The 24462-nt window shown below is 70.5% G+C and carries 22 protein-coding genes and 1 pseudogene; 16 read left to right on the plus strand and 7 right to left on the minus strand.

What is annotated here, in order from left to right; all coding sequences use genetic code 11:
• Positions 1 to 59: 59 nt before the first annotated feature.
• Positions 60 to 1058 carry a cyclase family protein gene (locus tag ACFYZE_RS32600; protein WP_389002120.1) on the minus strand — a complete coding sequence of 333 codons (999 nt, stop codon included), beginning with the start codon at positions 1056 to 1058 and terminating at the stop codon, positions 60 to 62.
• Between the two features lie 296 nt (positions 1059 to 1354).
• Positions 1355 to 1987 (minus strand): CGNR zinc finger domain-containing protein, encoded by a 633-nt coding sequence (locus tag ACFYZE_RS32605; RefSeq protein ID WP_389002123.1) that lies wholly within the window; start codon positions 1985 to 1987, stop codon positions 1355 to 1357.
• Positions 1988 to 2297: 310 nt separating this feature from the next.
• On the opposite strand from ACFYZE_RS32605, the gene ACFYZE_RS32610 reads away from it, so the two are divergent.
• On the plus strand, positions 2298 to 3230 hold the full coding sequence (locus tag ACFYZE_RS32610) for a 2-dehydropantoate 2-reductase (RefSeq protein WP_389002126.1): 933 nt from the start codon (positions 2298 to 2300) through the stop codon (positions 3228 to 3230).
• A 169-nt stretch (positions 3231 to 3399) separates the two neighbouring features.
• Here the strand turns inward: ACFYZE_RS32610 and ACFYZE_RS32615 are convergent, their stop codons facing one another.
• Both ACFYZE_RS32615 and ACFYZE_RS32620 read right to left on the minus strand, forming a co-directional pair.
• Positions 3400 to 3585 carry a glycoside hydrolase family 2 protein gene (locus ACFYZE_RS32615; protein WP_389002129.1) on the minus strand — a complete coding sequence of 62 codons (186 nt, stop codon included), beginning with the start codon at positions 3583 to 3585 and terminating at the stop codon, positions 3400 to 3402.
• Between the two features lie 228 nt (positions 3586 to 3813).
• Positions 3814 to 4820 (minus strand): annotated as a pseudogene (locus ACFYZE_RS32620) (discoidin domain-containing protein); the annotation flags it as partial.
• Positions 4821 to 5158: 338 nt separating this feature from the next.
• Here ACFYZE_RS32620 and ACFYZE_RS32625 point away from each other — a divergent pair.
• The 11 genes from ACFYZE_RS32625 to phoU all read left to right on the plus strand — a co-directional run bounded on the left by ACFYZE_RS32625 (position 5159) and on the right by phoU (position 17397).
• On the plus strand, positions 5159 to 7195 hold the full coding sequence (locus ACFYZE_RS32625) for a glycoside hydrolase family 27 protein (protein WP_389002132.1): 2037 nt from the start codon (positions 5159 to 5161) through the stop codon (positions 7193 to 7195).
• A 113-nt stretch (positions 7196 to 7308) separates the two neighbouring features.
• Positions 7309 to 8598 carry an ABC transporter substrate-binding protein gene (locus tag ACFYZE_RS32630; protein WP_389002135.1) on the plus strand — a complete coding sequence of 430 codons (1290 nt, stop codon included), beginning with the start codon at positions 7309 to 7311 and terminating at the stop codon, positions 8596 to 8598.
• 1 nt (position 8599) lies between these two features.
• Positions 8600 to 9535 carry a carbohydrate ABC transporter permease gene (locus ACFYZE_RS32635; protein ID WP_389002138.1) on the plus strand — a complete coding sequence of 312 codons (936 nt, stop codon included), beginning with the start codon at positions 8600 to 8602 and terminating at the stop codon, positions 9533 to 9535.
• Positions 9535 to 10419: a carbohydrate ABC transporter permease gene (locus ACFYZE_RS32640; RefSeq protein WP_389002141.1), complete on the plus strand. Its 885-nt coding sequence runs from the start codon at positions 9535 to 9537 to the stop codon at positions 10417 to 10419. Before ACFYZE_RS32635 ends, ACFYZE_RS32640 begins: the two co-directional genes overlap by 1 nt.
• Complete coding sequence (locus ACFYZE_RS32645; protein WP_389002144.1) at positions 10416 to 12515, plus strand: alpha-galactosidase; 2100 nt, start codon at positions 10416 to 10418, stop codon at positions 12513 to 12515. Before ACFYZE_RS32640 ends, ACFYZE_RS32645 begins: the two co-directional genes overlap by 4 nt.
• Positions 12516 to 12586: 71 nt before the next feature.
• Positions 12587 to 13357 (plus strand): SDR family NAD(P)-dependent oxidoreductase, encoded by a 771-nt coding sequence (locus tag ACFYZE_RS32650; protein WP_389002147.1) that lies wholly within the window; start codon positions 12587 to 12589, stop codon positions 13355 to 13357.
• 37 nt (positions 13358 to 13394) lie between these two features.
• Positions 13395 to 14129, plus strand: coding sequence for a FadR/GntR family transcriptional regulator (locus tag ACFYZE_RS32655; protein WP_389002150.1), 735 nt, complete (start codon positions 13395 to 13397; stop codon positions 14127 to 14129).
• Positions 14126 to 15271 carry a galactonate dehydratase gene (dgoD, locus tag ACFYZE_RS32660; protein WP_389002153.1) on the plus strand — a complete coding sequence of 382 codons (1146 nt, stop codon included), beginning with the start codon at positions 14126 to 14128 and terminating at the stop codon, positions 15269 to 15271. Before ACFYZE_RS32655 ends, dgoD begins: the two co-directional genes overlap by 4 nt.
• Positions 15272 to 15275: 4 nt before the next feature.
• Entirely contained in the window at positions 15276 to 16088 is an 813-nt protein-coding gene (locus tag ACFYZE_RS32665; protein WP_389002156.1) for a hypothetical protein, read from the plus strand.
• Positions 16089 to 16231: 143 nt separating this feature from the next.
• Positions 16232 to 16384, plus strand: a complete 153-nt coding sequence (locus ACFYZE_RS32670) for a hypothetical protein (RefSeq protein WP_389002159.1) — start codon at positions 16232 to 16234, stop codon at positions 16382 to 16384.
• A gap of 341 nt (positions 16385 to 16725) precedes the next feature.
• On the plus strand, positions 16726 to 17397 hold the full coding sequence (phoU, locus tag ACFYZE_RS32675; protein WP_389002162.1) for a phosphate signaling complex protein PhoU: 672 nt from the start codon (positions 16726 to 16728) through the stop codon (positions 17395 to 17397).
• A 168-nt stretch (positions 17398 to 17565) separates the two neighbouring features.
• Here the strand turns inward: phoU and ACFYZE_RS32680 are convergent, their stop codons facing one another.
• Positions 17566 to 18447, minus strand: a complete 882-nt coding sequence (locus tag ACFYZE_RS32680) for a restriction endonuclease (RefSeq protein ID WP_389002165.1) — start codon at positions 18445 to 18447, stop codon at positions 17566 to 17568.
• 523 nt (positions 18448 to 18970) lie between these two features.
• Between ACFYZE_RS32680 and ACFYZE_RS32685 the strand changes: the two genes are divergently transcribed.
• From ACFYZE_RS32685 to ACFYZE_RS32695, 3 genes are all read left to right on the plus strand, one after another.
• Entirely contained in the window at positions 18971 to 19822 is an 852-nt protein-coding gene (locus ACFYZE_RS32685; RefSeq protein ID WP_389002168.1) for a methyltransferase domain-containing protein, read from the plus strand.
• A gap of 224 nt (positions 19823 to 20046) precedes the next feature.
• Positions 20047 to 20595: a DUF1062 domain-containing protein gene (locus tag ACFYZE_RS32690; RefSeq protein WP_389002171.1), complete on the plus strand. Its 549-nt coding sequence runs from the start codon at positions 20047 to 20049 to the stop codon at positions 20593 to 20595.
• A gap of 204 nt (positions 20596 to 20799) precedes the next feature.
• A complete protein-coding gene (locus ACFYZE_RS32695) occupies positions 20800 to 21540 on the plus strand; it encodes an SDR family NAD(P)-dependent oxidoreductase (protein WP_389002188.1) in 741 nt (246 codons plus the stop codon).
• 125 nt (positions 21541 to 21665) lie between these two features.
• On the opposite strand, the gene map is transcribed toward ACFYZE_RS32695, so the two are convergent.
• On the minus strand, positions 21666 to 22433 hold the full coding sequence (map, locus tag ACFYZE_RS32700) for a type I methionyl aminopeptidase (protein WP_389002174.1): 768 nt from the start codon (positions 22431 to 22433) through the stop codon (positions 21666 to 21668).
• 60 nt (positions 22434 to 22493) lie between these two features.
• On the opposite strand from map, the gene ACFYZE_RS32705 reads away from it, so the two are divergent.
• Positions 22494 to 22769 carry a helix-turn-helix domain-containing protein gene (locus tag ACFYZE_RS32705; RefSeq protein WP_389002177.1) on the plus strand — a complete coding sequence of 92 codons (276 nt, stop codon included), beginning with the start codon at positions 22494 to 22496 and terminating at the stop codon, positions 22767 to 22769.
• Between the two features lie 58 nt (positions 22770 to 22827).
• Here ACFYZE_RS32705 and ACFYZE_RS32710 read toward each other — a convergent pair whose 3' ends face one another.
• A complete protein-coding gene (locus ACFYZE_RS32710) occupies positions 22828 to 23667 on the minus strand; it encodes an alpha/beta fold hydrolase (protein WP_389002179.1) in 840 nt (279 codons plus the stop codon).
• Between the last annotated feature and the right edge of the window lie 795 nt (positions 23668 to 24462).

Below are 24462 nucleotides of genomic sequence, written 5' to 3' on the forward strand. Positions count from 1 at the left end.
CGACCGCGGCACCGATCAGCTGATTGCGCTCGGCCGTGGTCTCGCTCCGTCCGCCGCCATCACAGCACCGCCACCGGGGTGACCGGTGAGCCGGTGCCGCCGGGGATGTTCAGGGGGGCCACGACCAGCAGGAACTCGTAGCGACCGGCGTGCGCGCAGGCAGCGGAGAGCGCTTCGAGATCGAGGTTGTCCAGCAGGGGGACGCCCATGGCGGTGATGGCCAGGGCGTGCACGGGGGAGTGCAGCCCCTCGACGGGCGAGGGCCGCACGTCGCTGTCGCCGTCGCCGCCGAGCAGGGCGATCCCGCGTTGGGCCAGCAGGGGCATCGCGTCCACGTGGAGCCCGGCGCTGGCGGCGTCGGGGTTCCAGGCGCCCAGTTCGGCGCGGCGGCGGAAGTGACCGGAGCGCAGCAGGACCGCGTCCCCGTCGCCGATGGTCACCCCGAGGGCCTTCTCGGCAGCGCGTACGTCTCCGGCGCGGACAGCCGTGCCCGGCTCCAGCCAGTCGATGCCGAGCACGGCGGGCATGTCCAGCAGGACCCCCTTGGCGACCAGGGGGCCGAGGGCCGAGACCGACCCGAAGCGGGCGCCGGCGGTGCCGACGACTTCCCGGGCGGTGTGCCCGTCGTAGAGCTGCCCGCGGTAGGCGATGTGGGAGAGGGCGTCGAGGTGGCTGACGCCCTTGCCGTGGTAGTCGGCGGCGATGAAGTCCTTGTGGCAGGACGGCTCGGGGGCCTCGACGTCCCCGAGGTCGGACATGTAGTGCAGGGCCGGCTTGCCGTTGTCCGGGCCTGGCACCGTGTTCCAGGGCAGCGCCAGCGGGACGGTGGTGCCGGTGCGCACGAGGCCTGTGGCCCGCCGGGTGTGCTCCGGGGTGACCCGGTTCCAGGCGCCGCGGTCGGCGTCCTCCGGGGACCAACGGCCCCAGGCGCGTACGGTGTCGAAGAGGGTGTCGAACTCCTGCCGGGTGAGGGCAGGGCCGTTGTCCGGAGCGGATTTCCGCAGGGAGTCCGGGGCGGGGCCGGATGCCGAGCGGGAATCGTGCGGGTTGCTGTTCATTGCTCGGCGCTCCAAGGCTCAGAGGGGTGTCGTCGGCCTGCCCGGCGGGCGCTCTACGGTCCAAGGGCCCTCGGGGGACCGGGGGCCCGGTCAGGCTCGACGTTGCATGTGCGTACGCCGACGGCATTGTCCACGTCCGGTGACGCGCCGGCGGCTCAGGACGCGTGGGACTCGAGGGTCGAGCCGAGGGACATGGCGAAGTTCAACGAGTAACTGGTACCGCGGTTGTCGCCTGTCCGAACAGGTGGATCGTCTCGCCTGCTCGTCGAACTCCGTCGTGCAACCATGACGGCTGCTCAGGGCAGCGAGAGATCACCGGACTTCTCGCGGTGGCGGCGATGCCTGGCCGCCTTGGTGCTGTTGCCGCAGCGCTGCATCGAGCACCATTTCCGGGGCCTTCCCTGCGCGGAGTCGAGATAGAGCATCCTGCAGATCTGGGAGTCGCACTCGCGCAACCTCTGCCGTTGTATCGGATCCGAGATCAGCGTGATCAGGTCTCGGGCGATCAGCGAGAGCAGCGCCGGAGCCGACAGCCCGGGACTGCTTGCCGCGGTGGGAAGGCCATCGGCGTCCGACTCGAGCTGGGGGGCCGGCGGGGGCACCCGGGCCAACTGGTTCAGGAGCCGCACCGACTCCTCCCGGGGGGCGTGGCGGTGGAGGTGTCCCACCGCGACGTCGTACGCGCAGGCCCGCAGTTCGTGGAGGGCCTCGAGCAGCCCCGCCAGGTCTTCGTCCGGGTGAACGGCGACCCGGACCCCCTCGCACCAGGCCCTGAGCCGCTCGATGTCGCCCATCCGTTCGATCGGCGTGAACGGGCGGCGCCCGACCGTGGCGATGAGGTTCAACGACAGGGATCCGGCGTCGAAGCGGAGTTCGCGGAGTTGTGCCGTGACCCGGGTGCGCCGGCCGTCCTGTGCTCCTTCGACCATGGGACTATAGTAACCCTGTAAAAGGTTACTAAGGGAGGTGGAGCCGTGGACACGCGTCGCCCCGCTCCCGGCTTTTTCCGGTCCACCGCGCCGGGGAGCGGTCCGGGAGTCCGTGGTGAGCACGGCCTTCGCGCTGCAGCAGGCTTCTACCGCCCGCGACACCTGGGATCTTCGAGTCCGATTCCTTGCGACCGCGACAGATCGACGGCAAGAGGCGCGGCCGCGCCGGTCGGCGAGCAACGAGCGGCCCTGCCAGGAGCGGGAGCCCGGCACGATGTACGTCATCTCCGGTAGGGGAAGGGAACACGTCATGCGCATAGCCGTCGTGGGGGCAGGCGGTGTCGGGGGCTACTTCGGCGCCCGGCTCGCCGCAGCGGGCCACGAAGTCACCTTCGTCGCTCGGGGCCGTCATCTGGAGGCCATACGGGAACGCGGTCTGCTGGTACGCAGCCCGCTCGGTGACCTCAAGGTCCCGGCGACGTCGGTAGTCGCCACCATCGCGGAACTGGAACCCGCCGATGTGGTGCTCGTCGCCGTGAAACTGTGGGACACCGAGGACGTCGCGGCCCAGCTGGCCGATGTCGTGCACGAAGGGACCCGTGTCATCTCCCTGCAGAACGGTGTCCGCAAAGACGCAGTCCTGCGCCGGCACCTGCCGACGCAGGCCGTGTGGGGCGGCGTCTGCTACATCTCCGCCGTCATCGAGGAGCCGGGAATCGTCTCCCACCGCGGCGCAATGCAAAAGGTGGTGTTCGGTCCCTACGACGGCGTGGACACCCCTCGGGCCGGCGACTTCCTCGACGCGTGCGTCTCCTCCGGCATCGAGGCAGAGCTCAGCTCGGACATCGAACGGGTCATCTGGGAGAAATTCGTCTTCCTGGTGGGGCTTTCGGCGACGACCACCGCCGTACGTCAGCCCATAGGGGTGATCCGCTCCGACGTCCACTGCCGGGAACTGCTGCGCGATGTGATGGCCGAGGCCGTACAGGTCGGCCGTGCCGCCGGAGTGGGTCTCGATCCGCAGTTCGCCGACGAGCGGCTGGCGTTCTGTGACACCCTGCCGGCCGCGATGACGTCCTCGATGCACAACGACCTGACGCAGGGGAACCGACTGGAACTGCCCTGGCTCAGTGGCAGCGTCGTCACCCTCGGCCGCGAGTTCGGGATCCCGACACCGCGCAACCGGACGATCGCCGATATTCTGGCCCCCTACGAGCTGGGACGACCCGATTCGGAGCGCTGACCCGCACGGCTCGAGCAGTCGCGGATCCGGCGCCCGCCGGCTCTGGTCGACCTGAGCCGCCGGCCGGTGGGTGGCTCCGTGCCGCCGGGCCCGGGCGGCGGCCGGGGCCGGGGGCACGGAGTGTCTCAGCCGCGCAGTGTCGCGACCGGGCTGTTGTACGCCTCCGCCGTCAGTACCGGGTGCCGCGACGAGCAGGCCCCGTCGGCCAGGACAGGCGGACCGTCCGGGACTCGCCGGGCAGCAGCCACAGGTAGTTGTCGCTGTACAGCGTCGGCAGCACGCGTCGGCCGTGCGCGTCCTCCAGCAGCGAGAGCCGGACCATGGCGGCCACCACCGAGCCCTGGTTGCGGATCACCGCCGTCAGCTTCTGACGGTCACTGGAGGGCTTCCCGGCCGCCCCCCGGTGATCGCGCCTGTCAGCCTCACCTGCTTCACCTTGTTCAGAGCCCGCAGCGCGGCGGCCTCGCGGTAGCGCCAGTAGGTGTTCCGTGACAGCTCCCTGCCCCGGGAGTCCTCCAGGGTCAGCCGCAGCAGGTGCAGGTCCGGCAGGTCATCCGTTCACGCGGCGGTGAACACCTCAGCGCGCGGTGGCCTTCTGGTGCAGGGCGAGGTCGGTGCCGGGGTCACCGCTGTCGATGACACCGAACGACCACAGGGAGTTGCCCCAACTCGTGTTGCGCAGCCAGCAGTCGAGACGCACATGCCGTGCGGTCCGCCGGTCGAAGTCCTCGACCTGAAGGTCGGCGTTGCCGTTGTTGAACGGCGGCGGCACCGCCCCGTTGTCCACCGACTTCACGTCGGTCCAGTCCGAGCCGTTCCAGGAGACCTGGATGACGAAGGACTTCGCGTACGCCTGCTCCCAGGTCAGGTCGACCCGGTCGAAGGACTGGACGGAGCCGAGGTCGACGCTGATCCACTGGTCGTCCTCGTAGGCGGAGGGCCAGCGGGTGCCGGCGTCACCGTCGGTGGCATTGGCCGCGCCGTTGCTGTCCTGATCGGTGCTCGACGCGTCGGCGTGGGCATGCAGCGCGAGGTCGGTGCCCGGCCGGGTGCTGTCCCCGACGGACAGGGTCCACAAGGAGCAGCCCCAGGCCGTGGCCCGGGTCAGGCATCTGATGCGGACGTGCTGGGCCTGCTGCCGGTCGAACGTCACGGTCTGCGTGTAGGCGTCGCCGGACGCGGTGAACGCGAGCGGCACCTCGTACTCGTAGCCGAACTGCCGGATGCCGAAGCGCGTGGCGCGCCGGTCGCTCTCCTGGCCGGCCACCGAGGCGGTGAGCGTGAGATCGTGCAGGTCGGCCTCGCCCAGACCGTTCGGCCACCACAGTCGGGGGTCGCGCAGCCTCAGCTGCTGGAAGGCGTCCGGGGCGAAGACGACGTCCGGGCTCTCGCCCGCCTTCACGGTGACGTCCTCGACACTCGCACCCCGTCGAAGGCGGCCGTGACCGTCGCCCGGTGGTCGGCGGTGTCCGCGTTGCGTACCGGGACGACGATGGTCAGCTCGGCCACCGACACATCCGGCAGCGCGGGCAGCACGGTGTCCACGCGTGGGTCGCCGATGACGACGTGTCCGACGCCTGCCGCAGTAGGAATGACAACGCGTTGCCAAAGGCTGGGTTGTGCGGCGCCTCATGTCAACCCCTGGTGCGTGGATCCACGTTGTGACCGCCCCGGCGTCGGCGTCGGACCTAGATAATAAATTAGGAATTAATATTGACAGGGTTTCGGACACGGGCCACAGTCTTCGCCGTGGTGCCGGGCCTCACCTCTCAGGTGCAGTCCGGCCACGTCTTCGCGCTTCCAACTACCGGGAGAGGCACTTGACTTCCCAGTTGTCGACACAGAGACCCCTGCGGCACCGGTCCTCGAGGTTGGTTCTCGCGGCTGCGACAGCGGTCGTACTGACCGCCTCCGCAACCTCCCCGGCCATGGCGGACACTTCCGCCGACCAGGGGGCGCCCGCCTACTACGACAGCGGTCTGGCCCCAACGCCCTACATGGGCTGGAACACCTACTACGGGCTCGGCGCGCCGACCGAGAAGGAGGTGCGCGCCGTCGCCGACGAGATCGTCAGCAGCGGACTGCGGGACAGCGGCTACGACATCGTCTGGCTGGACGGCGGCTGGCAGGCCGACAACCCACGCGACGCGCAGGGCCGGTTGGTCGCCGATCCCGAGCGCTTCCCCTCCGGCATCCCCGCCCTGGTCTCCTATCTCCACAAGCGGGGCCTGCGGGCGGGCATCTACACCGACGCCGGCACCTACGACGGCGGCAAGAGCTGCGGGCTGGGCAGCAGGGGCCACTACGACGAGGACGCACGGCGGTTCGCCGACTGGAGGATCGACGCCATCAAGGTCGACTTCCTGTGCGGGATCGGCGCCAAGCTTGATCCGGGGCCCGCGTTCAAGGAGTTCAGCGACGCCGTCGCCAAGTCGGGCCGCAGGATGCTGCTGAACCTGTGCAACCCGCTCACCGACGACTGGGGGCTTCCGCACACGCCCGAGCAGGACGCGCACAACACCTACGCCTACGCCCCGACGATCGCGGACTCCTGGCGCACCGGCACGGACATCGCCTGGGGCACGCCGAGCCCGGGGGAGTGGCCCAACATCCTGCGCAACATGGACGCCAACGCCTGGCACCCCGAGGCACAGGGGCCCGGCCACTACAACGACCCCGACTACCTCATCCCCATGCGCCGCATGGCCGACGGGAACCTGGAACTGACCCAGGAGGAGTCCACCACCCAGTTCGTGATGTGGGCCGAGATGGCCTCCCCGCTCATCCTGGGTTCCGACCCGCGCACTCTGTCCCCGTCGATGATCGACACCCTGCGCAACCCCGAGATCATCGCCGTCGACCAGGACCCGCTGGGCATCCAGGGAGTCCGGGTCGCCACGGATTCCGTCGGCGACGTCTACAGCAAGGTGCTCGCCGGTCAGGGCCGGCGCGCGGTGGTCCTGCTCAACCGGTCCGACCGGCCCGCCGAGCGCACCGTGGAGTTCGCCGACGCCGCCCTCGGCGGGCCCGTCACGGTACGTGATCTGCGGGCACGCGCCGACCGCGGTACACACACCGGTTCGTACACCGTCGAAGTCCCCGCCCACGGCGCCGCGTTCCTCGCGCTCACCGGGCAGGATGCGCTGCCCGGCACGAGCCTGGGGCAGAAGTCCTCGGCCGGCCCGGCCGTGGTGCGCGACGGCGACACGCTGACCACCTTCTTCCGCGGACCGCGCGGAACACTCGTCCAGCACACGGCGGAGGGCACGCGTCCCGCCCGGACCAGGGACCTCGCGGGCCCGGTCGCGGGACGGATCCTCGGCCAGCCCGCCGCCTACGCCTCCGCCGGGGGGCGTATCGACGTCTTCGTCCGCGGAGCCGACGACCACGCCTACCGGAGGGTCTTCTCCAGCGGGCGCTGGGGTGACTGGCAGGACCTGGGCGGGCGGTTGACCGACGCGCCGACCGTGGCCTTCACCGATCCCGCGCACTGGACGCTCGTCGCCCGCGGTGCCGACGGACGCATCGTGCAGCGCGGACCCTCGTCCGGCTGGTCGTCGCTCGGCGCGCCCGGTGACCGGCCGACGTACGGCAGGCCGTCCGCGGCCGTCGACAGCGATGGGCGCGTCCATGTCGCCGTACGCACCGCCGCCGACGATGTGTGGACCATGTCACGGGACGCGTCGGGACAGTGGTCGGGCTGGACCTCGCTCGGCGGCACGGTGAGCGGCAGCCCGACGCTCGTCGCCGTGGGCGACGGCGTCGTGCTGTACGCGCGGGCGGCCGACTACACACTGTGGCAGCAGCGGTACGACGGCGGGGCGTGGCAGGGCTGGACCAAGCGGCAGGAGTTCCCCAGTGCGGCCTTCGACGGCGCGCTCGGGGCGGTCGCCGGCCCGGACGGCTCGGTCGACGCGGTGTTTCGTGGCGTCGACGGCTACGTCCACACAACACAGTTCAAATAAATTACTAATAGATCTTGACGTGGCGAGTCCGCCACGCGACTCTGGTTCCGCCGCGGGTGGGGCCCGGCCGTCAGGAGGGCCGGGCCCGCCGTGCGGAGCCGCAGGGAGCCTCCATGACGAACCACCTGCCCAGCCGCCGGCGCTTGCTCGCCGGACTCGGAGCCGCCGGGGCGACGGCACTGCTCAGCAGCTGCGTCACCTCCACCTCCTCCGCCAAGTCCTCCTCCCAGGGCGCGGTGACCCTCCAGTCCAACCTGTCCGCACCACAGGCCAAGACCGCGATGGAGGACCTGGTCGCCGCCTACGGCAAGAAGGGGTCCGGGCGCGTCAGTCTGAACACCGTGGCCGCGGAGACCTTCCGCACCCAGCTGCCGACCTATCTGACCTCCGCCAACCCGCCGGACGTGTACACCTGGTACCCCGGCTCGGTGGCGGATGCCTACGCGAAGAAGAACCTGCTGCTCGACCTCGACGACGTCTGGAGCTCGTCGCCCGACCTCAAGCGGTATCCGAAGGCGCTGAACAGCCTGTGCACCGCGAGCTCCGGCAAGAAGGTCTTCGTGCCCGCCACCTACTACTGGTGGGGCATGTTCTACCGGAAGTCGAACTTCGCCAAGTGGGGCGTGAGCGAGCCCACCAACTGGGACGAGTTCCTTGACCTGTGCGACAAGCTGAAGGCCAAGGGCGTTGCACCGATCGGGCTCGGCGCGGGCGGCGGCACGGCGTGGGTGGCCTCGGCCTGGTTCGACTACCTCGACCTCCGCATCAACGGCGCCACCTACCACCGGGAACTCCTCGCGGGCAAGCACCGCTTCGACGACCCCGAGGTGCGCAAGGTCTTCGACCGCTGGCAGGAGGTGCTGCCGTACTTCGATCCCAACGGCACCGCCGTGGCCTTCCAGGACGCCACGACCTCCCTGCTCAACGGCCGCAGCGGCATGATGCTCATCGGCACCTTCTTCGCCGACGCCGCTCCCAGGAGCGCCCTGGACGACATCGACTTCTTCCGCTTCCCCGTCATCGACAGCAAGATCCCGCTCGCCGAGGAAGCCCCCACCGACGGCTACTTCGCCACCGCTCGCACCGGACACCGCGACCAGGTCTTCGACCTGATGCGCTACCTCGCCACCGCCGAGGCGCAGGAGATCTACATCAAGGGCTCGTCCGGGACCGTGCTGCCCTGCAACCCCGGTGCGAAGGACGCCGGCACCGCACTGGTGAAGAAGGGGCGCGAGCACATCGAGCAGGCGGCCGAGGTCACCCAGTTCTTCAACCGCGACTCCAGCGACGCCCTCCAGCCCACCGCCGACACCGCGCTCACCAAGTTCATCGCCAAGCCGAAGGACGTCGGCAGCATCCTCACCGACTGGCAGCGCGACGCCGAAAAGATCTGGAACGCCTGACATGGCCGTCCTGACCGCCCCGCACCGCAAGTCCCCGGCCCCGGCACCATCACGGGGCGGCACGGCCGGGGGCCCCCGTCGCACACCCCCGCTGGTCCTCGCCTTCGTCCTCGTTCCCCTGCTCGCCGAGGCCCTGTGGGTCTTCTGGCCCGCCCTGCATGGCTTCTACCTCGCCCTGACCAGCTGGGACGGCGTCTCGGCGCCGAAGTTCGTCGGACTGGGCAACTTCCGCGAGATGGCGGGCGACGACACCTTCCTCGGCGCGGCCGGCCACACCGTCCTGTGGCTGCTGCTCTTCGGCGGCCTGTCCGCCCTGCTCGGTCTGGCCGCCGCACTGCTGCTCCAGCAGGAACGCCGGGGCGTCGGCTTCTACCGCGCGGCTCTCTTCCTGCCCGTCGTCTTCTCCCTCGTCGCCACCGCCCTGGTCTGGCAGGCCATCTACCAGCCGGACGGCGTACTCAACCGGCTCCTTGAGTCGGTCGGTCTTGACAGCCTGCGCCACGCCTGGCTCGCCGACCAGGACACCGCCCTGTACGCGGTGATCGTGCCCGCCCTGTGGCGGCAGATCGGCTACGTGATGGTCCTGTACCTCGCGGGCCTGAAGGGCATCGACCCGGCACTGTACGAGGCGGCCGAGGTCGACGGCGCCGGACGCCTGCAGCGCTTCCGCCATGTGACGCTGCCCCAGCTGCGCAGTGTCAACGCCGTCGTGCTGTCCGTCATAGTCATCGACTCGCTGCGCTCCTTCGACGTGGTCTGGTCGCTGACCCGCGGCGGCCCCTACCACTCCTCCGAGCTGCTGAGCACCTACATGTACTCCACCGCGTTCCAGTCGCTGCGCCTGGGATACGGCTCCGCCCTGGCCGTCGTCATCTTCCTGCTGGCCTTCGGGGTCATCGCATCCTACCTGGTCCGGGCCTTCCGGGAGGCCGACTGATGTCCGCCGTCCACGTGCCTGTCTCCGCCACCCACCCCCGCACGTCCGCCGGCGCGCTGCGCCGCCGGCGGGCCGCCACCGCAGGTTTCCACCTCGGCGCCGGAGTCCTGGCCCTCCTGTGGCTGCTGCCCATCCTCCTGGTCCTCGTCACCAGCGTGCGGTCCTTCAACGACATCGCCGCCCACGGCCTGGGCAGCCCGCCCCGCTCCTTCACACTGGACAACTTCCGCCAGGCCTGGGTCGACGGCGGCCAGCAACGCGCCCTGATCAACAGCCTGACCGTCACCGTCCCCTGCGTCCTGCTGACCCTCGCGCTGGCGGCCATGGCGGCGTTCGCCCTCAGCCGCTACGAGATGCCCTTCCGCCGCTTCCTGCTGCTGCTCATGCTCGGCGGCAACCTGCTGCCACCGCAGATCCTGCTCATCCCGGTGTCCAAACTCAGCGAGATGATGGGCATCTACGACACCCTGCCGGCCCTGATCGGCGTGCAGATCGGCTTCGGCGTCGGCTTCTACGTCTTCGTCCTGCACGGCTTCATGCGCGCGATCCCCGCCGAGATCCAGCAGGCGGCGGTCATGGACGGCGCCGGCCCCTGGCAGATCTTCTGGCGCATCATCCTCCCGCTCACCCGACCCGCGCTCGCCGCGCTCAGCGCACTGTCCTTCACCTGGATCTTCAACGACCTGCTGTGGGCCATCACCGTGCTGCGCAGCGACACCAAGATGCCGATCACCGCCGCGCTCATCGGACTTCAGGGACAGTACGTCTCCATGTGGAACGTGATCGCCGCCGGATCCGTCATCGCCGCCGCCCCCACCGTGGCCGTCTTCCTCCGCTTCCAGCGCCACTTCGTGGCCGGCCTCAACATCGGAGCAGTGAAGTGACGTCGCAGCAGCGCTGGACCCTGCGCACCGATCACAGCAGCTACACCGTTCGGCTCTCCCCGGACGGCCCCTGGGCCGAACTCGAGGCCTGGGGACCGCACGGCGTGGAAGAGGGACCCTCGGCGCTGGACTGGTCCCACCGCACCCACTTCATCACGCCCGCCGACGCCGCCCCCGCGGAGTACCTGCCCCATGGGCTGCGTCCCTTCACCGGCGCCGACCTCGTCGCCGCACGGCCCGGCTCCGAACGCGGCGTGTGGTGGACCTTCGGGGGAGCACAGCACGAGAGCGACACCCTCCGGCTCACCTTCACCGACGACGTCTTCGGCCTGCGCACCACCCTGTGCTACGCCACCGTGCCGGGCACCGACGTCCTGCACCGCTGGACCGAACTGACCTGCACGGGCGAGGCGGAACTGCGCCTGGAGCGGCTGGACTCGGCCGCCGTGAACATCCCGGTCACCACCGGGGCCCGGCTGACGTACCTGACCGGCCAGTGGTTCCAGGAGTTCCAGCGCACCCAACTCGACCTGGAAAGGGGGACGTTCACCATCGGCAGCAGTCAGGGGGTGGTCGGCCACGCGTACGCGCCCTGGCTCGCCGTCCAGGACCGCCCGGCACCCGGGCAAGGTCCGGGACCAACCTATGGTGTGGCACTCGAATGGCCCGGCAACTGGCACATCACCGCCGAGGCCGAGCCCGGCGGGGCGCTGCGGGTGCGGGCCGGCCGCGTGCCGCACGAAGGCGCGGTGCACCTGGCACCGGGACAGACCCTGACCACCCCCCGCCTCGCCTGCGCGTTCAGCCCCGACGGGCTCGGCGGACTCACCCGCGTCTGGCACCGCTACGAACGGCACCTGAGCGGAAACCGGCTGCAGCGACGTCGCAAGGTGCTCTACAACTCGTGGGAGGCCACCGGCTTCGACGTCGACGCCGCGAACCAACTCGAACTGGCAAAGGCAGCCGCGGACATCGGCGCCGAGCTGTTCGTCGTGGACGACGGATGGTTCACCGGCCGCGCCGACGACACCGGGGGACTGGGGGACTGGTACCCCGACCCGGCGGCCTTCCCCCAGGGCTTCGACCGGTTCGTCGACGACATCCGCTCCCTCGGGCTCGACTTCGGGCTGTGGGTGGAACCCGAGGCCGTCAGTCCCACGAGCCGCCTGTATGCCGAACACCCGGACTGGGTCTACCGCATCGATCACCGCCCGGCCCGGCTCGTGCGCAACCAGCTGCTGCTGGACCTCGGCCGCGCCGACGTCCAGGACTTCGTGATCGCCACCCTCGACCGGCTGCTCACCGACCACGCCATCAGCTACCTGAAGTGGGACATGAACCGGCCGCCCACCGAGCGCGGCCGGCCCGGAGCCGGCCGCGCCGACTGCCTCGACCTCGACGCCGGACACGTCGCCGGCTACCTCCGCGTCCTGGACCACCTGCGCGCCAGCCACCCCGATGTCACCGTCGAGGGCTGTGCGGGCGGCGGCGGGAGGGTCGATCACGCCACGCTCGCCCGCACCGACGTCGTGTGGCCCAGCGACAACACAGCCCCCCTGGACCGGTTGCTCATCCAGTTCGGCTTCCTGCACGCCCACGCGCCCCACGTCATGAGCTCCTGGGTCACCGACGCCCCCGGCGTCTTCGACCCCCGCCCCCGCAGCCTCGCCTTCCGCTTCGTCACCGCCCTGTGCGGCGTCCTGGGCATCGGAGCCGACCTGCGAGCATGGGAACCGGAACAGCGTGCCGAGGCCGCCCGGTGGATCACGCGCTACAAGGAGGTCCGCGATGTGATCCACCACGGCGAGGCACATCTGCTGGGCACGCCCGAGGACCCGACCTGCGGCGTCCAGTACGACGCACCGGACGGCCGCCGCACCGTGGTCGCCGCCTTCAGCACCGGACGCCTGGACGGTGCCCCGCTCGTTCCCGGTCGCGCCGCCCGGCTCCGGTTGCGGGGCCTGGACGCGGCCGCGCGCTACCACGACGCCGCGAGCGGCACCACGTACGCCGGAGCCCATCTGCTTCACTACGGGCTGCCGTTCGCCTGGAGCGCCGCTGACGACGCCGACTTGGTGGTGCTGACCCGGCACTAGGATCCCCGACCCGCATCCGTGCCCACCGCGGCCGACGAGGCGCCGCAACCGCAAAGGAGCCCGACCCCACGATGTACCAGTCCTCACCAGGCCACGGCGCCCGTTTCGCCGGCCGCACGGCCGTGGTCACCGGCGCGGCCTCCGGCATCGGAGCCGCCACGGCCCAACGCCTCGCGCAGGAGGGAGCCGCCGTCGTGCTCGCCGACATCGACGGCGAACGGGGAGCGGCCGTTGCCCGGAGCATCACCCGGGACGGCGGTACGGCCCGGTCCGTCACCGCCGACGTCGCCGCCGAGCAGGACTGGGAACGGGTCGCGGCTGCCGCCCACGCGTTCGGACCAGTGGACGTCCTGGTCAGCAACGCCTACACCGTCGATGTCACGCCCGCACACGCCATGTCCCTCGACTCGTGGCAGCGGCAGCTCGACGTCAACCTCACCGGCAGCTTCCTCGGCTTCCGCGCCGTCCTGCCCGACCTGCGCGAGCGCCGCGGCGCGGTCGTGCTGACCTCCTCCGTCCACGCTCACAAGGGCATTCCCGGACACCCCGCCTACGCCGCCGCCAAAGGCGCCCTGCTGTCCCTGTGCGGGCAGTTGGCCGTCGAGTACGGCGACGTCCGCGTCAACGCCGTCCTTCCCGGCCCCATCCTGACCGCCGCCTGGGACAGGGTTCCACCCGAGGAACGCGAGCGCAGCATCGCCGAGACAGCCGCCCGCCGCTTCGGCACCCCCGAGGAGGTGGCCGCCGCCATCGCCTTCCTCGCCTCCGACGAGGCCTCCTACATCACCGGCTCGCACCTCCTCGTCGACGGCGGCTGGAGCGTCGTGAAGGCCTCCGCATGACCGAGCCCCCCAATCAGCAGCAGAAAGGCAGCACGACATGACCCCCTACGCCCGTCGCGGCGTGCACGGCCAGACCGTGGAAGCCCTGGCCCGCCGCATCCTGGGCGGGGACATCCCGGCAGGGGCGACGCTCGACCTGGTCGCCCTGCAGAGCGAACTCGACGTGAGTCTCACAGCCCTGCGCGAGTCGCTGAAGGTGCTCGCCGCCAAGGGCATGGTCGACGCCCGGCAGAAGCGCGGCACCTTCGTGCGCGCCCGCTCCGACTGGAACCTGCTGGACGCCGACGTGCTGCGCTGGCAGTTCGAAGGCGGCGGGGCCGATGAAGCCGACCGGGCACTGCTGCGCAACCTCGCCGAGGTCCGCGCCATCATCGAACCGGCCGCCGTGCGCCTCGCCGCCGAGCGGCGCACCGACGCCGACGTGGCCGCCCTGGACGCCGCCCTGGAGTCCATGGATCAGCACACCGACGCCACGCACGCGGTCGAGGCGGACCTCGCCTTCCACCGCGCCCTGCTCGCAGCCACCCACAACGAACTGCTCGAACGCATGGAGATGGTCATCGAGTCGGGCCTGGCCCACCGCGACCGCATCGTGCACAGCGCACCGCACAGCGAGGACCCCGTGCCGGCCCACCGCGCCGTCCTGGACGCCGTGCGCGATCAGGACCCCGACGCCGCCGAGGCCGCCATGCGCGCCCTGCTCGACCAGGCCGGCCGCGACCTGGAACGGCTCAACGGCGACGACGAGACGAAAGGCCCCCGCCACAAGTGAAGATCGCCCGCATCGAAACCTTCCTGGTCCCGCCGCGCTGGCTGTTCTGCCGCATCGAGACCGACGACGGCCTCGTCGGCTGGGGAGAACCGGTCGTCGAGGGGCGCGCCGAAGTGGTGCGCAGCGCCGTCGACGTGCTCGCCGAGCATCTCCTCGGCCAGGACCCGCTGCGCATCCAGGACCACTGGCAGATTCTCACCAAAGGCGGCTTCTACCGCGGCGGCCCGGTGCTGTCCAGCGCCGTCGCCGGACTCGACCAGGCACTGTGGGACATAGCGGGCCAGGCCTACGGCGCACCGGTACATGCCCTGCTGGGCGGCCCGGTGCGCGACCGGGTGCGGGTCTACGCCTGGGTCGGCGGCGACGAGCCGAGCAGGCTGCGCGAGCAGATCGCCGCCCAGGTGGAGGCGGGTTTCACGGCGGTGAAGATGAACGCGGCCGGCGCGACCTCGCCGATTCCCACCGCCGCTGAGACCGCGGCGGTCGTCGACCGCGTCGCCGTGGCACGCGAGAGCCTGGGACCCGACCACGATGTCGCCATCGACTTCCACGGCCGTTTCTCCGCTGCCGGTGCCCGGCGGGTCCTCGCCGAGATCGCTCCGCTGCACCCGCTGTTCGTGGAGGAACCCGTACTCCCCGAGCAGAGCCACCTGCTGGCGGGTCTCGTCACCGCCGGCCCGGTCCCCCTCGCCACGGGGGAACGACTGTACTCACGTGCGGAGTTCCTGCCCGTGCTCACCGCCGGAGTCGCCGTTGTACAGCCGGACCTGTCCCACGCGGGCGGCATCTCGGAGGTGCACCGCATAGCCTCGCTCGCCGAGACGTACGGCGCCCTCCTCGCCCCGCACTGCCCGCTCGGCCCCATCGCCCTGGCGGCCAGTCTGCAGATCGCGTTCGCGACACCGAACTTCCTGATCCAGGAGCAGAGCCGCGGCATCCACTACAACAAGGACGCCGACCTGCTGTCCTACGTCGTCGACCCCGAGCCGTTCCGCTTCGTCGCAGGGCACGCACACCGCGGTGACAGGCCGGGCCTGGGCATCACCGTCGATGAGGCCGCCGTACGCGCCGCCGACCGCGACGGGCACGCGTGGCGCAACCCCGTGTGGCGGCACCCCGACGGCTCCTTCGCGGAGTGGTGAGCCGGTGCCGACGGAGATCGTCACCGACCTGAGCCACGGCGGCCGCTGGACCTCGCTCAAGGCGGGAGGCCGGGAATGGCTCTGGCACCGCGACGCACCCGAACGCACCCGCGTCTCACCCGGCGACTCCTTCGTGGACGCCGGCGGGCTGGAGGAGTGCGTCCCGACCGTGCGCGGCAACCCGGACCATGGAGACACCTGGTCACGCCCCTGGAGCCGCGACGGGGACACGGAACGGGTGCGCTGCGAGCGCTTCGCACTCGCCCGCACGATCCGCCACACCGATGACGGCGCCGAGGTCGACTACACCCTCGCCGCCGATCCCGGCTTCCGCTTCGTCTGGGCCGCCCACGCCCTGCTCGACCTGTCCGAGCACGCCACGCTCCACGCCCGCCGCGGTGCCCGCACCCGCCTCTTCCCGGAAGCTGCCCCGCTGCTGCCCCACGCCTGGCCCGGGGACGCCCCCTGGATCGAGGGCCGTTGGCCGGCGCCCCGCGGACTGAGCCTGGACCGGTTCGGACCGGACGACGGCACCGCCGTCGGAGCGGTCGTGGACACCACCCGCTGCTGCGTCCACGACGGCCCCGACCGGCTGGCCCTGGCCCTGGAGGCGGACGGACAACCGACGTCGATCGCGCTGTGGCGCAACCTCGGTGGCTTCCCCACCCCGGCTCCCTACCGCAGCACAGGCGTCGAACCCATGCTGGGCCGCGTCTTCGACCTCGCCGACGCGGACCATGGCGACGCCGCCTGCGTCCCGGCCGCCGGCGAGGTCCGCTGGCGGCTCACCCTCACCGCCGACTGCCATTGCCCCTGAGCTCTGCCGGAAGGAACATCCTGTGGACCTGCGGGCCGCCCCGGCCGCTCACCGCCTGGTCGCCATCGTGCATTGCGGTGACCACTCCTCCGGCGCGTTCCCCGGTGGTGCGAGCGGCGCTCCGTCCTTGTCCCACGGCGGGCGTGAACGGCTCAGCGACAGACGAGCAACCCCGCATCGTGCTTCGCGGCGAGGACCCGGTGCACGCTGTCGTCCACCTTGGCTCGGAAGGAGGCGTCCTGCTGCACCGGGTCCGGATCGCCTGCGCCATCGCCGGTACCGTGCTCGGCCGCTGATCGCTTCGGTCCGCGGGGCTGGGAGCCGCTTCCGGCACGGCGATCTTGGGCCGGCTGTTTCCATCACACCGTACGTCGATCCGCATCCGGCCGGGGTCCCTGATGACTCGGGCCCGCGCACCGCTGCCCGCCGTGGCAGCTTGCGGCTGGTCTCCTCCCGGTTCCGGCGCCTGGGCAACCCACCGGCCGGTGATCAGCTCGGGAAGCACGGACGGAACGCTGCACGACCACGGATTCATCACTGGCGGGTATGGCGTGGTGCCACCCCAGGTGTGCGAGTCTGACAACAGGGCAACGGGGGGGAATGGTCGGCGAACACACGATTGGACGGTGAGGACCCGATGCGGGTGGCCTACCACGAGGAATTGGGTGCGATCAGTGATGGGCTCGTGGAGATGGCGAACCTGGTCGGCTCGGCCATCGGTCTGGCCACCACTGCGCTCCTGGACGCGGATCTCCAGCTTGCCGAAAGCGTGATCTCCGCCGACCAGAGGGTCGACGACCTGCAGCGTGACCTGGAGAACCGGGCGATCGCGGTGCTGGCGCGACAGCAGCCGGTCGCCACCGACCTACGCGTCGTGGTCACCTCTCTGCGCATGAGCGCGGACCTGGAACGCTCGGGAGACCTCGCTCAGCATGTCGCCAAGCTGGCCCGGATGCGTTATCCCGAACGTGCCGTGCCCCGCGATCTGCGCCGCACGATCCTGGAGATGGGCCAGCTCGCGCAGCGCCTGATGGCGCAGGCAGCCGAAGTGATCCTCACCCAGGACGTCAAGGCGGCCCTCCAGCTGGAACAGGACGACGACCGTATGGACGAGCTCCACCGCGCGACCTTCCAGCACCTGATGGACGAACGTTGGCAGCACGGAGTGGAGACAGCCGTGGACGTCGCGCTCGTCGGCCGCTACTACGAGCGGTTCGCCGACCACGCGGTGTCCGTGGCTCGGCGTCTCGTCTACTTGGTCACCGGTGAGCACGCCGACCAGCTGCCCACCGACCGGCCCTTGACCTGACCCGGCGAGTGCGTGATCTTGGCGCTACGCCCTGGTGGCGCGATCACTCCACGCGGCGAGGCACTGCCCGCCCTCAGTGAGAACTCAGCTGTCAGCCCAATCGGATGCGTGCCTTGGGTGAGCGTGCCGGACGACCGCCTCCACGGATCGGCGAGCCCGCGCTGCAGATCAGCGTGCTTCGGTGTCCGGCGTCCGAGATCGCCACGGTTCCGGCCCGGTGCCGTCGCTCCACGCCTGCAGGTCCTCCCGGTCCCAGCACACGATCCCGCACTGCTCGGCGTACTCCAGCGCTGGAGCGGTGAAACCGCTGGTGGTGACGACGATCGCTACATCCGCCCCGTGGACGGTGAAGCATGTGCCGCCGAAGCGCTGGAGGTCCTGCGAGCCGACCCGATGGGTGTCGCCGTAGCGCTTGCACTGGATGACGACACGCCTTCCGTCCGGAGCCGTGGCCACCACGTCGGCGCCGAGGTCCCCGGCTCCGCCGACGACCTCCACCTCCGTGCATCCGTCGCGCTCGCACAGGGCGGCGGTCGCCTGTTCGAACTCATCGGGACCCAGGGTCTCGAGGTCGAAGGGCCCGATCGTCGGAGACGGGGTCACCACGCCGGGCGCGAACGTGACGTACTCCTCGACTTCACGGGAGGCGGCCGGTGCCTCGTGGGGATCCGTCCGCCCCACGGGTGCGACGAGCGGTTCGTCGGCCGTCGCCGATGCGGCGGGGGCCCGGACAGGAGAAGGGTCGTGATCCAGCACGTCGAGTGCCGTCCTGGTGGCCTCGTCCAGCGCGGCGGTGGCCTTGCGCGCGGTCCGTGCCACGGAGAACGGATGCCGCCGACGCCGCCGCAGGAGCAGGGTGGCCGTAAGAACGAGAACTCCGAGGACGACGGCCCAGGCGGGGCGGTGCTCGGCGACACCGATCGCCGTGCGGGCGGTCAAGCCCACGAGGCTGACGACAGCGGCCAGGAGACCGAAGAACAGGGCCGTGTAGCGCAGATCGAAGGCACGCCGACGGATCACTGGTTGCCTACGGCGGACGGGCGTTGCCACGATGTTCACTCCCCCCAACGGGACCGACACGAAGATCACTTCCCGTCTGCCCTCGATCTTGGGGTTCACCACCGATGTGGCGGCCCAGCCCGCGTGATGCGGGGCGAATCCAGCACCGGCACCTGCTCGCCAGAACCCGCCGCCACCTTGCCTCGTGCTGCGCGGTCGCGCCCCGAACCGGCTCGGACGTGTTCGACGTACTCGTCCCTGACCCTGCGGAGGCTGGGAGTTCGAGATTCACCAACGCACTGTCGGGCCGACTGGTGTGTCTCTCAACTTCAGGCGGAGCATGAGGGGTTGCGCCGATGCCCGTAGACTCATGGTGTGGCATTCATGAGCACCCCGCACTGCTGCTTCCTGTGATCGGAAGGCGTTGAGGGCGATGCCGGACGGCGTCGCCCTCCTTGGTGTGCCTGCTGCGTGACCCACGTTCCCGACGCTGCCCGCCCCTTCCTGAGGCAGTGAGGTCTTGAGCGCGCGTGCAGGCACGGACTCTTCCCTTCGCCCTTGCCAGGAGTGCCTCGTGCCCGTGTCGCTTCCCCCTGCCCTCGAACTCTCCCTCGACCTGCTGCGCTGCCCAACGTGCCTCACGCGCCCCCTGCACCCCGACCACGGCGCACTGCGCTGCCCGGTGGGCCACACCTTCGACATCGCCCGCCACGGCTACGCCGGCCTCCTGACGGGCACCCGCGCCACCAGCGGCGACGACGCGGCCATGGTCCAGGCCCGGGGGCGATTCCTGTCCACCGGCGCCTACGCGCCCATCCGCCAAGTCGGGGCCCACCTGGCGGCCGACGCGGTGTCCGAGCGGGCCACGGTTGTGGACGTGGGGTGCGGCACGGGCTACTACCTGGCCGGCGTACTCGACCAGTTGCCCGCCGCCCGTGGTCTGGGCCTGGACACATCAGTGCGCGCACTGCGCTCGGCAGCCCGAGCCCACGAACGAGCCGCCGCAGTGGCCTGGGACGTCTTCCGTCCCCTCCCGCTGGCCGACGGGGTGGCCGATGTCGTGCTGAACGTGTTCGCCCCGCGCAATCCGGCCGAGTTCCACCGGATGCTGCGCCCAACCGGCCGGTTGATCGTGATCCGTCCCACCGGGCGGCACCTGGCCGAGCTGCGCGGACGGTTGCCTGCGATGGTCACGATCGACCCGGCCAAGGAACAGCGCCTGCACCGGGCGCTGGACCCCTTCTTCGAGGCCGCCGTCACCGACGCAGTGGAGTACCCGGCCACCCTGAGCAGGCGGGATGCCCTGGACCTGGTTGCGATGACGCCGAGCGCACGCCACGTGAGCCCCGCAGATCTGAACGATGCCGACCTCCTGCCCGATCAGGTCACCGTCTCCGTGCTGGCCACCGCCTACCGGCCTCGGTGACCACCAGCGGGCGCATGCGTCTGCTGCACCGGCGGTGAGGCGCTCGAAAACCAGTGGAACAGCGCCGCCGTGCGCGATTACCGTGCTGTCGAACCAAGTCGTCTGGTCAAGGACGTGCCGTTGTACACCGTGTGAGACCTCCCGAGCGCTGATTCGTCGCGCGTCGCGCATCTGCGCCGCGCTCCTTTCTGCTGCGGACTTCTCACTGAAACCGGTGTACTTCTGTGCTCAATAATTGGGTGGTCGTTCCCACCTGCCTGCCGCTCGTTCTCCGCCGTTGCCACACGTGCGCGTCCGAGCGCTTCCGGGCGAGCGGTAGATTTCGCGTCAACGCAAACCACAAGCTCCTCGACGCCTGGCTCCTCGTGCTCTGTACCGCCTGCGGGGAAACGGCGAAGCTCACGGTCCTGGAGCGGATGAACGTGCGCTCCGTACAACCTGAGCTGCTGGACCGGCTGTATGACAACGACCTCGGCCTGACGGCTGAGCTGCTCCAGGATCCGGTCGTGCGGCGCCGTAATCACATCGCCCTCGACTGGGACAACGCCTGGCGCCTCGACACCGGCGGATCGGATCACCTGGACCGCGAGGCGATCGACGTCTCGGTCCGCTTCGCGGCGCGTATCCCTGTCCGGCCGGTGCGACTGATCGCCGAGGGCTGCGGTCTTTCACGGGCCGAGGTCGAGCGGCTGATCACGGAGGGAAAACTCGTTTCGGCAGTCCGGCTGAGCGGCAAGCTCTCCGGTGACTTCACCTTCATGCTCAAGCGCTGAGCCCTCCTCGGGACCAGGGCCTGTCCGGCAAGGCCACGCCGGACAGGCCCTGATCCTGCTCTTCGACCCCCACCAAGTCGCCGGCGGTCGAAGCCGGTCTGCGACGCAGGAAGCTCACCCATCAGCGCACTGCCCTTTCGCAGGCCGAACGCCAGGTCGGTTTCCCGCCAGCGCCCGACGCTGGGGTCCGCAATGCTCGACGCCATGAATCGACTTGAAGGAAACGTCGCCCTGATCACGGGCGGAAGCCGGGGCATCGGTGCCGCTGTCGCGTTACGCCTGGCCGAAGAAGGTGCCGATGTCGTCCTGACCTTTCAGAACAGCGCGGAACGCGCCGCCGAGGTGGTGGAGCAGATCAAGGCCGGCGGGCGTCGGGCACTGGCCATCCAGGCCGACAGCGCGGTACCTGAGGCGCTCACCGCCGCGGTGGACGAGGCGGCCGCGACATTCGGCAGACTTGACATCCTGGTCAACAACGCCGGCGTCTTCCTCGTCGGCCCACTTGAGGACTTGGGACTGTCAGAGATCGAGCGCACCCTGGCGGTGAACGTCCGGGCACCGTTCGCCGCGTCTCAGGCGGCAGTTCGTCATATGGGCGAGGGCGGCCGCATCATCAGTATCGGCAGCAACGTCGCCGAACGCGCGGTGTTCCCCGGACTGGCGCTGTACTCGATGAGCAAGACGGCTCTCATCGGGATGACCAAGGGCTTGGCCCGAGAACTGGGCCCACGGGGAGTCACCGTCAATCTGGTGCACCCGGGCCCCACGGATACGGACGCCAACCCCGCCGACGGGCCGAACGCCGAGACGATCGCCGGTCTCACCGCTGTGGGCCGCTATGCGGAAGCGGCCGAGATCGCGGCCACCGTCGCCCACTTGGCAAGTCCGGACGGCAGGTACATCACGGGAGCCTCGATCCACGTCGACGGCGGCTTCACCGCCTGAGCCACACGAGGTTGACTTCACAACCAAGTTGAGAGCGGCCCGGCAGGGGGACGGCCGCCGCGTGACCATCGGAGGTTCTTGCCCTCGAATGGTCCGGTCCCGGGTCCGGCAGCGTCTGGAGGACGTCACGGCAGCGTCAGGATGCGGGGGCCTTGGTCGGTGATGGCGACGGTGTGTTCGATGTGGGCGGCCCTGCTGCCGTCGGTGGTGCGCAGGGTCCAGCCGTCGATATCGGTGCGGTAGGTGTTCTGCCCGCCGGCCATGAGCATGGGTTCGATCGCGAGGACCAGGCCGTGGCGGAGGGGGAAGCCACGGCCGGGGCGGCCGCGGTTGGGGACATGAGGGTCTTCGTGCATGCGGCGGCCGATGCCGTGGCCGCCGAAGTCGGCGGGCATGCCGCAGCCCGCCTTGCGGGCGACGGTGTCGATGGCATGGGAGATGTCGCCGATGCGATTGCCCACCTGGGCGGCGGCAATGCCGGCGTCGAGGGCTTGCTGGGTGGCGTCGATCAGATCGAGGTCGCCGGGGCGTGGTGTTCCGACGGTGAAGGTGATGGCCGCGTCGCCCGTCCAGCCGTCGAGCTGGGCGCCGCAGTCGATGCTCACCAGGTCGCCGTCGCGAAGCCGGTAGCCGGTGGGGATGCCGTGCGAGACGGCGTCGTTGACGGATGTGCAGATCACGGCAGGGAAGGCGACCGGGGCGAAGGACGGCCGGTATCCGAGGAACGGAGAGCCGGCTTTGGCCTCGGCCAGAACCGACCGGGCTGCTTCGTCGAGTTCTCGCAGGGACACTCCCACGCCGGCTGCTTCTTGCACTGCTGCCAGGGCGCGGGCCACCACACGTCCGGCTTCCCGCATCGCGTCCAAAGCGGCGTCGGTCTTGATCTCCACCATGCGCTGCGACTCCCCACCTCGAGTAGACCCAATACTTATACCGGTATTAGTATCACGGTCATGGTGAGAACTCCTCTGACCCCGTGGGAACGGGAACGCGGCGAGCGGTTCGGCGCGCTGCTGCGTCGAGCTCGCGGCAGCCGGAGCATGGCGGAGGTCGCGGCCGCGGCGGGGGTCTCCGCGGAGACCCTGCGCAAGATCGAGACCGGCCGGGCCCCGACCCCCGCCTTCTTCACCGTCGCGGCCCTGGCCGCCGCGCTGCACGTGTCGCTGGACGAGTTGGCCGCCGCATGCGCCTATGACCCGGACGGGCAGGAACCGGCGCTCTCGGCTTGAGGAGTGGGCGGCGCCGCACCCAGCCCACTCTGGGCGAGGGCGTGCGCCCGACCGCCTCTCAGGCCCCGGTCATGAATTCCCGCAGGTCTGCGGTGAGTTGGTCGGCGTGCGTGACGAACAGGCCGTGGCCGGCGTTCTCGTAGACCTTGAGTGTGGCGCGTGGGGCGAGGGCCGCGGCGCGGCGGCCGGTGATGTCCAGGGGTGCGGAGACGTCGTGCGTGCCGTGCAGGACGAGGACCGGCAGGTCGAGCTTGGCCAGTTCCGGGGCGACGTCCACGGTGACCACCGTCTCCTGGACGGCGCTGGAGGCGCGGGCGGTGGAGACGAGGCAGCGGTCGGACAGGTAGCGGATGTAGGCGGAGGACACGTCGTTGCCGGGCAGTTGGAGAGCGAAGAAGTCGCGCAGCGCATCGGGGTCGTGGAAGAACGCCGCTCGGTCCCGCAGGTAGGCGGCGTTGCCGGCCCGCATGACCGCCGGGTCCCAGCCGTCCGGGTTGTCGGCCGAGCGGGACACGCCCGGGGTGATGCCCGCGACGAGCGCGACGCGGGCCACCCGGTCGGTGCCGTGTCGCGCCAGACAGCGCACGATCTCGGCGGTGCCGACCGAGTGTCCGATCACAGTCGCCGCGCGCAGGTCCAGGTGGTCGAGCAGGCCATACAGATCGTCGGCGAGCGAGTCGAGGTCATAGCCGCCCCACACGTCGTCAGAACGCCCGTGCCCACGCCGGTCCAGCGCGACGCAGCGATGGCCTTCCGTGGCGAGCGGCAGCGTCTGGTACTCCCACATCTCGGAACCGAGGTAGGCGCTGGAGGCGAAGACGGCCACCGGGCCGTCGGCCGGTCCGTAGTCCGTGTAGTGAAGGCGGGTTCCGTCGACGGGGCTGGTGAAGTACGGCATGGGAGACCTCCCGGAATCCGGACGCCGGCGAAGGGGTACGCCCTTGATGGTTCCGCAGGACTGCGCGGGGGGCGATTACCTCCGGGGTCATGCTCGGGACGATCGCTCCCGCCGGCGGACCGGTGCGCCCGCGCGCCTGTACGGGGCTCAGCATGGCCGTCGGTCCGGCCACGGGCGACGGTCCGGTCCCGGGATTCGGAGGGCGGTCGCCGTTCTGGACCAACGCCCCGGTCATAGTGACCGCTCCGGCACTGGGCGCGGTGTTCGTGCCCGAGGCCCGGGGAGGGGGCGGACGCAGCGGCTCGACCTGCTGGGGCAGGTCCTGTTCACCGAGGTCATCGGGTCCGGCTCGTCACCGGTCCCGGTGCGCATCCTGGTTCGGGGTCCACCGGCTCAGCTGCGCTGCGCGCCGAGGCCACAGCCTGACGGGCGATCGTACGGCGCATTTCGATGGACGCGGCATGCTTCGCGATGCGCTGGATGCCTCAGGCGCGGCCGCACCGTCCTGGGGCGGCTGAGCGGTGGTGACGCACATGCAGGCGTCGCGTCGCCGGCAGGCCGCCTTCCCTTCGCGACCGTCACGGACCAGTCCTACTTGCTCTGCCTGTCCATGATCGTTGCCCCTTTGAAAGACGGTTGCCCTCCGGCGTCAGGAGGGCCCGCCGGCTGTCCAAGGCAGTGATGCGGTTCCCGGTCGCGGTGAGCTGACCCCGGATTCGTGGAGTCCCTGAAACCAGGCTTATGATCCTGGCCCGAAGGAGAACCACGAGCAGTGCCAGCACCACGCAAATACCC

Source organism: Streptomyces sp. NPDC001796 (assembly GCF_042892355.1).
Classification (GTDB): Bacteria; Actinomycetota; Actinomycetes; order Streptomycetales; family Streptomycetaceae; genus Streptomyces.

Coding starts and splice junctions, on each gene's coding strand:
- map (WP_389002174.1), bottom strand. CDS start 22,433: ATGGTGGAGATCAAGACCGACGCCGCTTTGGACGCGATGCGGGAAGCC.
- ACFYZE_RS32705 (WP_389002177.1), top strand. CDS start 22,494: ATGGTGAGAACTCCTCTGACCCCGTGGGAACGGGAACGCGGCGAGCGG.
- ACFYZE_RS32610 (WP_389002126.1), top strand. CDS start 2,298: ATGCGCATAGCCGTCGTGGGGGCAGGCGGTGTCGGGGGCTACTTCGGC.
- ACFYZE_RS32600 (WP_389002120.1), bottom strand. CDS start 1,058: ATGAACAGCAACCCGCACGATTCCCGCTCGGCATCCGGCCCCGCCCCG.
- ACFYZE_RS32710 (WP_389002179.1), bottom strand. CDS start 23,667: ATGCCGTACTTCACCAGCCCCGTCGACGGAACCCGCCTTCACTACACG.
- ACFYZE_RS32650 (WP_389002147.1), top strand. CDS start 12,587: ATGTACCAGTCCTCACCAGGCCACGGCGCCCGTTTCGCCGGCCGCACG.
- ACFYZE_RS32605 (WP_389002123.1), bottom strand. CDS start 1,987: ATGGTCGAAGGAGCACAGGACGGCCGGCGCACCCGGGTCACGGCACAA.
- ACFYZE_RS32695 (WP_389002188.1), top strand. CDS start 20,800: ATGAATCGACTTGAAGGAAACGTCGCCCTGATCACGGGCGGAAGCCGG.
- ACFYZE_RS32625 (WP_389002132.1), top strand. CDS start 5,159: ATGGCGGACACTTCCGCCGACCAGGGGGCGCCCGCCTACTACGACAGC.
- ACFYZE_RS32655 (WP_389002150.1), top strand. CDS start 13,395: ATGACCCCCTACGCCCGTCGCGGCGTGCACGGCCAGACCGTGGAAGCC.
- ACFYZE_RS32640 (WP_389002141.1), top strand. CDS start 9,535: ATGTCCGCCGTCCACGTGCCTGTCTCCGCCACCCACCCCCGCACGTCC.
- ACFYZE_RS32630 (WP_389002135.1), top strand. CDS start 7,309: ATGACGAACCACCTGCCCAGCCGCCGGCGCTTGCTCGCCGGACTCGGA.
- ACFYZE_RS32635 (WP_389002138.1), top strand. CDS start 8,600: ATGGCCGTCCTGACCGCCCCGCACCGCAAGTCCCCGGCCCCGGCACCA.
- phoU (WP_389002162.1), top strand. CDS start 16,726: ATGCGGGTGGCCTACCACGAGGAATTGGGTGCGATCAGTGATGGGCTC.